Raw genomic sequence first — 12,499 nt, forward strand, 5'->3', positions numbered from 1 at the left:
TTATAAGGTGACGTTCACGCCAAGGATGAAAGCACGGCTTCTTGGATAAGCAGCGTAGTCTACACCAGCAGTGATAGGAGAGCTTCTTCTGGTGCTCACTTCAGGGTCATAGCCAGAATAGTTAGTGAATACAGCTAAGTTGTTCACCGTACCATACACGCGCAGCTTCTGAATCTTAGCTCTGCTCAACAAGCCTTGCGGCAACGTATACCCTAAAGTCACGTTGTTGATTCTAACAAAAGAAGCATCTTCTACTGCCCATGAGTGCACATAGAAAGAGCTTGCGCTGGTCAAAGGAGCCCAAAGCTTAGCGTTTGCGTTCAAAGCCGCCAATTGCACTGGATCTGTGACCACCACTCCTTCTTCGTTCACGTTTCTCCAGCGGTCATTCATGATGGACAGCAAGTTTGAATTCACGGAGTAGCCGCTAGAGAATTCCAGCTTGTTTGCATTTAGGACATCATTACCATATTGGAAGTTGATGAACATGCTTAGGTCAAAGTTCTTGTAGGCAATCTGGTTGTTGAAACCACCAAAGAAGTCTGGGTTGGCATCACCAATCACCGTTCTGTCTTTATCATCCACCACCAAGTCACCATTCAGGTTTTTGAATTTGATGGCACCTGGCTGCGGCGCTACTGCTGTAATACTTTGGTTGCTTGGAATGCCTGCCTTCAACGTGTAGGTTCCGGCTGTGGCATTGTAATCAAAGTCCTCAATTTTATAGAACCCGTCTGTCTCAAGACCCCATATGCTGCCCACTGGTTTTCCTACAATAACCGCGTAATCAAACGGTGCATTTCCACCGGCCCATCCAGAGTTGTATAAAGCCGAATTCTGCTTGCCATACTTTAATACTTCATTCTTATTGAAAGACAAGTTGAAGCCACTAGTCCAGGTAAAGTTGTCTTTCTCAATAGGCGTGGCGTTGATTTGCAATTCAACCCCTCTATTGGCTGTAGAACCAATGTTCTGGTTTTGGTCTGCATACCCAGTAGCCAAAGGAATCAACACATTCACCAGTAGGTCTCTAGTTTTGTTGCTGTAGGCGTCTACTGTCAATTGCAATCTGTTATTAAAGAAAGAGGCATCAAATCCTAAGTTTCTAGAGATGGTCGTTTCCCATTTCAGATCAGGGTTAGCCAAACCGGTTGGTCTGTAGCCAATTACTTGGTTATCACCGAAACCGTAAGACCCTCCTGGCTCAAACAGGGTCATATATTGGAAGTCTGGAATGCGGTTGTTTCCTGCCTCGCCATAGCTCAAGCGAAGTTTCAAGTCACTCACAGCTGTTGGTAGCACATCTTTCAAGAAATCCTCACTAGACAATCTCCAGGCCAATTGAGCTGATGGGAAATAGCCCCATTTGTTGTTCGGGCCAAACTTAGAAGAACCGTCTGCACGCACAGAGGCAGTCAAAAAGTACTTATCATCCAAAGAGTATTGCGCTCTAGAGAAGAAAGACACTAAGGTAGACTTGCGCTCATTTGAAGAAGGAATCTGAGGCGTACCCAATGCCATGTTGCCCAACGCCAACTCAGGCGAAATACCAGAAGGGAACAGACGGCTTTCTAGGTAGTTGTTCGATGAATTCTCCTCATAAATCTCATGCCCTATCAAGGCGTTGATGGCATGACGCTTGCTAAATTCAGTATCTGCCTTAGCATTTGAATAGCTTAACACATTTGAGTTATTCAATGTGTTTCTGGCACGGTTAAAAATGGACGCGATAGGTCTGGAAGAACCATTCTGACGAGAAACAGACGTGATCGAGTCATTGAACACATCTACTCTAGTATCTCCTAAATCAACTCCTAAAGTGCTCTTGAAATTTAGGTACTTATTCAGTTTGAAGTTGACATAACCATTCAAGTTCAGAACATCGCTGTTGCTTTGTCTGTATTCAGCCTGCGTTAATAAGATTGGGTTAACCAAAGCCAAGCTATTGCCGTTGGTTTCTTCTGCGTAATCCTGGTCATAATCTGCAAGCCCTTGACCGCCCATTAAAATAGGACGGTACTTTACGCTGTGACGTAATCTGTTCACTGAAGAAGAACCTTCTGTGGCCGTTCCGGCGCCGTTCACCTCTGTATTGTTGTAGCGCACGTTAAAACCGGCAGATACTTTGCTGCTTAGGTTATGGTCAAATCTGAAGTTCACCAGCTTACGGTCAAAGTCAGAACCCAGCATAATGCCTTCTTCTGTGTTTGAGGTCAAGCTCAGATTGAACTTTGTTTCTTTTGTACCGCCTGTTATGCTCACATTGTGCGTTTGCATCAACGCATTTCTGCCAAACACTTCTTCTTGCCAGTCTATAAAAGGAGCGTCTTTGTAAAGTTCTAAATCCTGGTAAGTGCCGTACGTTTCCAAGAACCCTTCTCTATCTGCTGAACCGTTTCTGCTTCTATCATACTGGTATAACACAAAGTCATATGGCTTCATGACATCCAGTTTATTGGCTAGTTGACGAATACCAGCCAGTCCGCTGTAGTTCACAGTGGTTTTCATCTCGCGGCCGCCTTTGGTAGTAATGATTACCACCCCATTGGCACCTCTAGAACCGTAAATAGCGGTTGAAGAAGCATCTTTCAATACATCCACAGACTCTATATCCTGCGGTGAAAGCACTGAGAAGGCGTTTTCTACCTGAATTCCATCTACTATATATAAGGGAGAATTGTCTTGGGTAATAGATCCGCCTCCACGCACTCTAATTAGCGCTTCAGCGTTAGGCGACCCTTCTGAAGTTGTGATCTGAACCCCTGCCAGACGACCGGTCAATGCCTCAGCAGCAGAGTTTACCGGAATATCAGCAATTTGCTTAGCTCCTACTGAAGAAACTGAGCTGGTTAATTCACGGCGAGTTACGGTCTGGTAACCAATCACCACCACTTCATCCATCATCTTATTGTCAGCCGTAAGAGTGGTATTCACCACGGCCTTGCCAGCAATGGCAATCTCTTTTGATTGGTACCCAATATAAGTGAACACCAAAGTACCATTGGCGTTGGGCACGCTCAAGGTGTAATTCCCGTCCACATCTGTAGAGTTGGCGGTGGTGGTTCCTTTCAGGAGAACCGTCACTCCTATTAGGGCTTCCCCCTTGTCATCGGTTACGCGGCCTTTCACGGTTACCGTCTGTGCGAGGGCCACTGTAGCTGCCACAAAGAATAAGGGAAGTACGAGCAGGTACCGTATCTTCTTTAGTAATGCTTGTTGCATAGGTAACATTAAGATTTTGTTAATAGGTGTGAATAGTTTGTTTGGCGTGGGGAACTTGCGCATAAACTGCGCAACCGATTGCATATTTAAGAAACTTTAAAATATTTCACAAACGCAAAGCCGGTTTTTTGTTAGATTTAAAAATAAACCCCTTTCTACTGGCTTATTTTATCATTTTATTATTAAGTTAGTAGCTGCGTTAGCAATCCCCTGGGCTGATTATCTACCATGGTCAGGAACAGCGGCGATACAACTCATTAATAAATTTGTAATTTGCGCAACCGATTACATAGATTTTACCCCAATTAGACACCTATGAACCATACTACCCGGCACGCCGTCCACCCAGAGGATTTCAAGTCTTATGGCACGCAGAAACTGCGAGAGCACTTCCTGATGGAGAATCTGTTTGTGCAGGATTCTATAGAAGTAGTCTACACCTTATATGACCGCCTGATTGTGGGCGGCGTGAATCCCGTGACCAAATCAGTGAAGTTGGACACCTTCCCTACCCTGCGCTCAGAGAATTTCCTGGACAGAAGAGAAATAGGCATTATCAACGTGGGGCCAGAGGCGAGTGTGACGGTAGAAGGAACTGAATACACCTTGGCTCCTAAAGAAGCACTCTATATAGGTAAAGGCGTGAAGGAAGTAGTTTTTCATCCAGCTAACACCGGCGAAGCCAAATTCTACTTCAACTCCGCTCCTGCGCATCATACTTACCCAACTAAAAAGGTAAGCCTGGCAGAGGCCGAAACCGTAGAGATGGGCGCTTTGGAGAACTCCAACCATCGCACCATCAGAAAAGTGTTGATTAATTCTGTAGTGGAAAGCTGCCAGTTGCAAATGGGCGTGACCGAGTTAAAGACTGGAAGCGTCTGGAACACCATGCCAGCCCACACGCATGACCGCCGCATGGAAGCCTATTTCTATTTTGAGTTACCCGAGGATCAGATGGTGTGCCACTTCTTAGGCGAACCGCAGGAAACCCGTCACATCTGGGTGAAAAACAACGAGGCCGTGCTGTCTCCGCCTTGGTCCATCCACTCGGGCGCAGGCACGTCTAACTATACCTTCATCTGGGGCATGGCCGGCGAGAATCTGGACTACAATGACATGGACAAATTCCCTATCACTGACCTGAAATAGCCATGACGCACCTATTCGATTTAACCGGCAAAGTGGCCTTAGTCACTGGTGCCACACACGGCTTGGGAATGGCCATGGCCAAAGCCTTGGGCAAAGCAGGCGCCACCTTAGTAGTGAATGGCAACACGCCTGCCAAAATGGACACGGCTCTGCAACAATATGCCGCTGACGGCATTGAGGCCAAAGGCTATTTATTTGATGTGACCAATGAAGAGTTGGCTATTGAAAACATTGCGCGCATTGAGCAGGAAGTGGGCCCCATTGCCATTTTGGTGAACAACGCCGGCATGATACAGCGCACACCTGCCCTGGAGATGGCCGTGGCCGACTTCAGAAAAGTGTTGGATGTGGATCTTACTGGTCCTTTTATCATGAGCAAAACCGTGGGCAAGTACATGGTGGAGCGCCGGGCGGGCAAGATCATCAACATTTGCTCCATGATGAGTGAACTAGGAAGAGATACTGTTTCTGCCTACGCCGCCGCCAAAGGAGGACTCAAAATGCTCACCAAAAACTTGGCCACCGAATGGGCGCGCTACAACGTGCAGGTAAACGGCATCGGACCAGGGTATTTTGCTACCGACCAGACCGCTCCTATTAGAGTGGACGGGCATCCTTTCAACGACTTTATCATTCACCGCACACCGGCCGGCCGTTGGGGTGACCCAGAGGATTTGGGCGGGGCTACCATCTTCTTGGCCAGCAAAGCCAGCGATTTTGTGAACGGTCAGATTTTATATGTAGACGGTGGTATATTGGCCACCATAGGGAAACCGAGCAACGAAGCATAAGGCCTTCTTCTCCCCCCTCACACTAAGTAATTAACTGCTTCTATGTCAAGCAAACCTAAGGTCACCATTCATGACATCGCTGAAAAGCTGAACATCACCGCTTCTACGGTGTCACGGGCATTGAATGACCATCCCAGAATAAGCGAGGCTACCAAGAAAACGGTGCTTAAAGCGGCCAAGTCGCTCAACTACCAGCCCAATAACATTGCGGCGGCCTTGCGCAACGGCAAAAGCTACATCATAGGCATTATCATACCTACGGTAGACCGCGCCTTCTTCGCATCTGTCATAAGAGGCGTGGAAGAAGTGGCCAACAAGCTCAATTACAAGGTCATCATCTCTCAGTCTTATGACAATTATGAGAAAGAGGTGCAGACCGTTGATGCTTTGTTGAGCGCCCGCGTGGATGGCATCATTGCGTCTATTGGCAAGAACACCGAGAATTTTGACCATTACAAGCGAACCCAGGAAAAAGGAATTCCGCTGGTTTTGTTTGACAGAACCACAGATGAACTAGAGGTAAGTCAGGTCATGATTGACGACTACCTGGGCGCCTACAAGGTGGTGGAGCATTTAATTAAACAAGGAGCCCGCCGCATCGCCCACTTTACCAGCCCTAAAAAAGTAAGCGTGTTCAAAGAGCGTTTGCGTGGCTATGTAGATGCCTTGCGTGATTATGAGATTCCGTTTGATGAGGCGCTGGTCATTAAAAGCAACCTGCAACTAGAGGACGGTCGCGCCAGCATGGAGCAATTATTAGCTCTGTCCAATCCGCCGGACGCAGTGTTTTCGGCCAGTGATTACGGGGCTATGGGTGCCATGCAGGTGGTGAAGGAAAAAGGCCTGCGTGTACCGCAGGACGTGGCGTTGGCCGGCTTCGGAAACGAGCCGTTCACCAGTTTCTCAGAGCCTGGTTTAACTACTGTGGACCAGTTCTCCCTCACCATGGGTCGCATTACCGCCGAGCTGTTCTTTGAGCATTTCAAGGCGGGGACAGACAAGAAACTGGTACCGCAGAAAACGGTGCTTAAGCCAGAACTGGTAGTGAGAGGATCATCCTTAAAAGCAGACGCCTTGAAGAAAGATGAGGCCATTAAGTCTAACTAAATCCTTAGCCATCCATCCGTTTTTGGCCTGTTTTCTAGAAAAGAAGCCAAAACGAATTAGAAGAACTTATCACCGCTTTAGTTGAATCACCAAAGCCATCTATCCAAATAAAATTTAAAGCAGAGGCAGAAACAAAAAGCCTCCCAGAAAACCAAAAAGATGCAACCGTTAAACAGACAAACCGCCCAAATCTCAGAGCAGAGGCCCGTGAAAGTGATACAATTTGGCGAAGGCAACTTCCTGCGGGGATTTGTGGATTGGATGATTGACATTCTCAATGAGAAAACCGACTTCAACGGAGCAGTAGAAATCATCCAGCCCTTAGATAAAGGCATCTACAAACTTATCAATGGCCAAGACGGCTTATACCACGTGGTTTTGGAAGGAATTCAGGACGGAAAGACTACGCAGGAAACCCGACTGATTAGCTGCGTACAGAACGCCATGAGCCCGTACGCTGACTATGAAGGCTATTTGAAACTGGCAGAAAATCCAGACCTAGAGTTCATCATTTCTAACACTACTGAGGCGGGTATTTCTTTTGACGCCGCAGACGCTTCTCCAGACACCACTTCTAGCTCGTTTCCGGGTAAATTAACCGCTCTGTTGTACCGTCGTTTCCAGTATTTCAACGGGGATTCTGACAAGGCGTTGACCATCATCCCGTGTGAACTGATTGAAAAAAACGGTGAGGCCCTGCGCACCACCATTCTGCAGTTCGCCCAGCACTGGAATCTACCCGAAGCCTTCTCTAACTGGATTGAGGCAGACACTATTTTCTGCAACACCCTGGTAGATCGCATCGTGCCGGGCTTCCCGAAGGACACCATCCAAGACATTCAGCAGGAGATTGACTTTGAGGATAATCTAGTAGTGAAAGCAGAGCCCTTCCACCTATGGGTGATTGAAGCGCCAGAATCGGTGCAGGCCGCCTTCCCTACCAACAAAGCGGGTTTGCAAGTGAAATTTGCTCAGGATTTGACCCCTTACCGCACGCGTAAAGTAAGAATCTTGAATGGCGCACACACAGCACTAGTACCTGTTGCCTACCTGCAAGGATTGCGGACCGTACGCGAGGCCGTGGAAGACGAGACTTCAGGCACCTTCATAAAGGATGCCATCTACCAGGAAATCATTCCTACCCTGGACCTTTCTACCGAGGAACTTAATCAGTTTGCCAAGGACGTGATTGAGCGTTTCCAGAACCCATTCATTCACCATGAACTCATCACAATTGCCCTCAACTCAGTAGCAAAATACAAAGTGCGCGTGTTGCCATCGGTGTTAGAATACCAGCAACGCACAGGGCAATTACCACAGCGCTTACTAAAGTCATTGGCAGCCTTGATTCTGTTCTACAAAGGCGAGTACAACGGCCAGCAGATTCCTTTAAATGACACGCCAGAAGTCTTGGAATTCTTCCAGGCGGCGTGGCAAAAAGAGTCAGTGGAAGAAACAGTGAAAATGGCCTTGGCCAGTGAAGACTTCTGGGGTCAGGACCTGAACCAGATTAACGGATTGACCGCCTTGGTAACTGCAGAAGCTGTGGCTTTGCAAGGAGCAGAAAACGTGCAGGCAAACACTAACTAATCATAAAAACAGCTTCCGTTTTTGGCCTGATTTCCTGAAATCAGGCCAAAAACGGAGCTCTCCATAATTACTGCTAAACAGCAAAATTTCATTCACCCATCAACAGCACCCTCATGTCATTTTTACACGACAATTTTCTTCTAGAGACTAAGACGGCCCAGACTTTGTACCATGAGCATGCCAAGCACATGCCCATCATTGACTACCACTGCCACTTGAACCCAGAAGACATAGCCAACGATAGAAAATTTAAGAACCTTACCCAAATCTGGCTGGAAGGCGACCATTACAAATGGCGCGCCATGCGCACCAACGGCATTTCTGAGAGCTTCTGCACCGGAAACGAAGATGATTACGCCAAGTTTGAGAAGTGGGCGCAGACCGTGCCCTACACCATGCGCAATCCTTTGTACCACTGGACGCACATGGAGCTTAAAAGACCCTTTGGGATTGAGAAGGTTTTGAAACCAGAGAGCGCGCGTGAAATTTATGACGCGGCCACGGCCATGTTGCAAACCGACGAGTTCAGCGTGCGCGGCATCTTGAAGAAGATGAACGTGGTGGTCATTTGTACCACCGATGACCCAATTGATTCCCTGGAGCACCATCAGAAGATTGCGGCTGATGACTTCGGTATCAAAGTATTGCCAACGTTTAGGCCAGACAAAGCAATGGCCATTGAAGACGCTGGTTATTTAGCTTATCTGCAGAAATTAGAAGCCGCTTCGAGCATTTCCATCAGCAAGTACCAGGATTTGCTGGACGCACTTAAGCAACGCCATGACTTCTTCCACGCCCAAGGCGGACGCTTGTCGGACCATGGCTTGGAAACCATCTACACCGAAGAATACACTGACCAGGAGGTTGCGCAAATCTTTGAGAAGGCCTTGCAGAAGCAGGTATTGACCAAGGAAGAAGTAGTAAAATTCAAATCTGCCATGCTGGTAGAACTGGCGCTGCTGGATCATTCCAAAGGCTGGACGCAGCAGTTCCACTTGGGCGCTTTGCGCAACAACAACACTCGCATGATGCGTGAGTTGGGCGCAGACACGGGCTTTGACTCCATCGGGGATTTTGACGTGGCCCGTCCGCTGTCTAAGTTCATGGACAAACTGGACAACTCAAACCAGTTAGCCAAGACCATTCTGTATAACCTCAACCCGAGCCAAAACGAACTGTACGCCACCATGATTGGCAACTTCAACGATGGTAGCACACCGGGCAAGGTGCAGTACGGTTCTGCGTGGTGGTTCTTGGACCAAAAAGAAGGCATGGAGCGCCAGATGAATGCCTTGTCCAATATGGGCTTGTTGAGCCGCTTTGTGGGCATGCTCACCGACAGCCGTAGCTTTCTCTCCTACCCTAGACATGAGTACTTCAGAAGAATTCTGTGCAACATGCTGGGCAATGATGTGGAGAGCGGCCAACTACCGGCTTCTGAGATGAAATGGATTGGCCAGATGGTGGAGGATATCTGCTACAACAACGCTAAAAACTACTTCAACTTCTAAGCCATGCAGACCAAAGGAAAAGTACTGTCCTTCGGGGAGCTGTTGCTCAGAATCTGTCCAGATGGTGACGGCCAATGGCTGGCAGAAAATCAATTGCCCTTCTTTGTAGGCGGCGCCGAACTAAACGTTGCCACCGCTTTGGCTCTGTGGGATATTCCTTCGGCGTACCTGACGGCCTTGCCTGAGAATTCGGTTTCTGAGCAATTGATCCAGTATTTGCAGGAGCGTAACATTGACACTTCTCCGGTAGTGATGCAGGGTGAACGCATTGGCTTGTATTACCTGCCCAAAGGCAAAGACCTAAAAAACGCGGGCGTGATTTATGACCGCAAGGGCTCCGCTTACGCAGACTTGACGGTGGGCACCATCAACTGGGACGCTGTGTTTGAAGGCGTGAGCTGGTTCCATCTCAGTGCTATCTGTCCGGCCATTAACCAGAACGTGGCAGACGTTTGTGCAGAGGCTTTGCAAGCCGCTAAGGAAAGAGACATTTTCATTTCCCTGGATTTGAATTACCGTGCCAAGCTGTGGCAATACGGCAAAGACCCGGTGGAGATTATGCCTGCCTTGGCGCAGTACTGTGATTTAATCATGGGCAACGTCTGGGCGGCTAACAAAATGCTGGGCATGCCTTTGCAGGAAGAGTTGGTAGCCGAGATTGAAAAAGAGAAGCTGTTGCAACACGCTACGCTCACCTCTGAAGCCATTCTGAAGGCTTTCTCAAATTGCAAGACCGTGGCCAACACTTTTCGGTTTGACTACCAGGAGAAAGGCATCCGCTACTTCACCACGCTGTACACCCAGAATGAACTGCATGTCTCGCAGGAGTATGTGGTAGACCAGATTCTGGACAAAGTAGGCAGTGGCGACTGTTTCATGGCAGGCTTAATCTACGGCTTCTACCAAGGCCATGCACCGCAAGAGACGTTGGAATTTGCCACAGCCGCGGCCTTCAAGAAACTATTCATATTAAGCGATGCCACCTCCAGCACGGTGGCAGAGATTGAAGAAACCATCCAAGCCTATGCCAACTAAAGAAACTGCCCTGCAGGCCATTTTAGACCAAGGCCTTTTGCCTTTGTTCTTCTACGAGGACCCGCAGGTGAGCCTTGAAATTATTCAGACGCTGTACAAAGCCGGGGTAAGAACCTTGGAGTATACCAACCGCGGACCGGCCGCTTTGGAGAACTTCAAATACTTAAAGCAAGAACTTCAGCAGTACCCAGACCTGCACTTGGGCATTGGCACCATCAAAACGGAAGCACAGGCCAATGATTTCCTGAAAGCCGGCGCTGATTATATTGTAGCCCCTATTGTGGACCCGGCCGTGGGAAGTTTGGTGCACGAGGCAGGACTGCTTTGGATTCCGGGTTGCTTCACGCCTACTGAGATTCATGTAGCCCAACAAGCGGAGGCGGCTTTGATTAAGATTTTCCCGGCCAACATTGTAGGTCCGGCCTTTGTGTCTTCCATCAAAGAGTTGTTCCCGGGCCAACTCTTCATCCCTACGGGTGGCGTAGAGATGGAGGAAAACAACTTCAAGACCTGGTTCAAGTCGGGTGTCTGCGCCGTGGGCATGGGAAGCAAGCTCATCAGCAAAGACATTCTGGCCAACCGTCAATACGACCAACTCCATACCCTCACCCAACAAGCATTGCACCTCGCCCAGACTTGTAGACTCTAACCAACCGCGCCCATGACCCAAACTACCCAAACAAACAACAGGCCAATGACCTCGCAAGAGAAAATGAGCCGCTACCGGTGGACCATCTGTTCGCTGGTCTTCTTTGCCACCACCATCAACTACCTGGACAGGGCGGTCATCTCCCTGCTCAAACCGTATCTGGAAACCGAGTTCCACTGGAATTCTGGGGACTACGCCAACATTGAGATTGCCTTTAAAGTAGCGTATGCGCTAGGCATGGTGGGCGTGGGCCGCGTCATTGACAAATTAGGCACAAAGATTGGCTACGCGCTATCCACCTTTCTTTGGAGCGTTGCCGCCGTGGGTCATGCCTTCGTTTCCTCCACCTTCGGGTTTGGGGTGGCTAGAGCGTTTTTGGGCATCACAGAATCAGGTAACTTCCCGGCGGCGATCAAGACTACGGCTGAATGGTTCCCGCAGAAGGAGCGTGCGCTGGCCACGGGTATTTTCAACTCGGGTTCTAACGTGGGGGCTATTCTGGCTCCGCTTTCGGTGCCGTTCATTGCTGAAACCCTTGGCTGGCAGTGGGCCTTCATCATCACCGGGGCGCTGGGTTTCATCTGGTTGATTTTCTGGTTTATCCTGTATGAAGTACCGGCCCGTCACGCCAAATTAACCAAAGCCGAGTTTGACTACATTCACTCTGACGTAGATGATATGGCCGCCGTAGCCATTGAAACTGAACCTAAGGTAGGCTGGGCCAGACTATTAAGTTTCAGACAAACCTGGGCGTTTGTGATCGGCAAGTTTCTCACAGACCCTATCTGGTGGTTTTACCTGTTCTGGTTGCCAGACTTCCTGAACAAGCAGTACGGCTTAACCGGCACAGACATCGCCTTGCCGGTGGCGCTGGTGTATACCATGTCCAGCATTGGCAGCATTGGCGGCGGCTGGATTCCCATGAAGTTCATCAAAAACGGCTGGCCGGCCTTTAGAGCGCGCAAGACGTCTATGTTGCTGATTGCCTTCTTCGTGTTGCCTATCGTGTTTGCCCAGCAGTTGGGGGAGATTAACATGTGGCTGGCCGTAATTGTGATTGGTATTGCAGCCTCTGCGCACCAGGCCTGGAGCGCAAACATCTTCACCACCGTGTCTGACATGTTCCCGAAACGCGCCGTAGCCTCGGTAACGGGAATTGGCGGCATGGCCGGCGGCTTGGGGGGTATCCTGTTATCTGCCCTGGTGCAGAAGCGCATGTTCGTGTACTATGAAAGCATCAACCAATTAGAAACGGCGTACTTCATCATGTTCCTAATCTGCGGGGGCGCTTACTTAGCAGCCTGGCTGATTATGCACTTCCTAGTGCCTAAGATGAAACCAATTTCTGTGTAATGTTTCTTAGCAGATGAAAGCAAACAAGCCCATCACTCTCACCAGTGATGGGCTTTTCATTTTACACAGAACGTTGTAGCCGTTTTGGCCTT

General features: G+C 48.9%; 9 protein-coding genes. 8 read left to right on the forward strand and 1 reads right to left on the reverse strand.

The window, feature by feature from the left end:
- Positions 1-3,222 (reverse strand): SusC/RagA family TonB-linked outer membrane protein, encoded by a 3,222-nt coding sequence (locus tag GU926_RS04495; protein WP_232058429.1) that lies wholly within the window; start codon positions 3,220-3,222, stop codon positions 1-3.
- A gap of 315 nt (positions 3,223-3,537) precedes the next feature.
- Between GU926_RS04495 and kduI the strand changes: the two genes are divergently transcribed.
- The 8 genes from kduI to GU926_RS04535 all read left to right on the forward strand — a co-directional run bounded on the left by kduI (position 3,538) and on the right by GU926_RS04535 (position 12,407).
- A complete protein-coding gene (kduI, locus tag GU926_RS04500) occupies positions 3,538-4,371 on the forward strand; it encodes a 5-dehydro-4-deoxy-D-glucuronate isomerase (RefSeq protein WP_160689422.1) in 834 nt (277 codons plus the stop codon).
- Positions 4,372-4,373: 2 nt separating this feature from the next.
- A complete protein-coding gene (locus GU926_RS04505) occupies positions 4,374-5,162 on the forward strand; it encodes a gluconate 5-dehydrogenase (protein ID WP_160689424.1) in 789 nt (262 codons plus the stop codon).
- A 42-nt stretch (positions 5,163-5,204) separates the two neighbouring features.
- Positions 5,205-6,269, forward strand: coding sequence for a LacI family DNA-binding transcriptional regulator (locus tag GU926_RS04510; RefSeq protein WP_160689426.1), 1,065 nt, complete (start codon positions 5,205-5,207; stop codon positions 6,267-6,269).
- 159 nt (positions 6,270-6,428) lie between these two features.
- Positions 6,429-7,859, forward strand: a complete 1,431-nt coding sequence (locus tag GU926_RS04515) for a tagaturonate reductase (protein WP_160689428.1) — start codon at positions 6,429-6,431, stop codon at positions 7,857-7,859.
- A gap of 113 nt (positions 7,860-7,972) precedes the next feature.
- A complete protein-coding gene (uxaC, locus tag GU926_RS04520) occupies positions 7,973-9,370 on the forward strand; it encodes a glucuronate isomerase (RefSeq protein ID WP_160689430.1) in 1,398 nt (465 codons plus the stop codon).
- A 3-nt stretch (positions 9,371-9,373) separates the two neighbouring features.
- The gene (locus GU926_RS04525; RefSeq protein WP_160689432.1) at positions 9,374-10,405 is read left to right on the forward strand and encodes a sugar kinase; all 1,032 of its coding nucleotides are present in this window, start codon (positions 9,374-9,376) and stop codon (positions 10,403-10,405) included.
- Entirely contained in the window at positions 10,395-11,054 is a 660-nt protein-coding gene (locus GU926_RS04530; protein ID WP_160689434.1) for a bifunctional 4-hydroxy-2-oxoglutarate aldolase/2-dehydro-3-deoxy-phosphogluconate aldolase, read from the forward strand. Before GU926_RS04525 ends, GU926_RS04530 begins: the two co-directional genes overlap by 11 nt.
- 12 nt (positions 11,055-11,066) lie before the next feature.
- The gene (locus GU926_RS04535; protein WP_198001460.1) at positions 11,067-12,407 is read left to right on the forward strand and encodes an MFS transporter; all 1,341 of its coding nucleotides are present in this window, start codon (positions 11,067-11,069) and stop codon (positions 12,405-12,407) included.
- The last annotated feature ends 92 nt before the right edge of the window (positions 12,408-12,499 follow it).

It is taken from the genome of Nibribacter ruber, assembly GCF_009913235.1.
Lineage (GTDB): Bacteria > Bacteroidota > Bacteroidia > Cytophagales > Hymenobacteraceae > Nibribacter > Nibribacter ruber.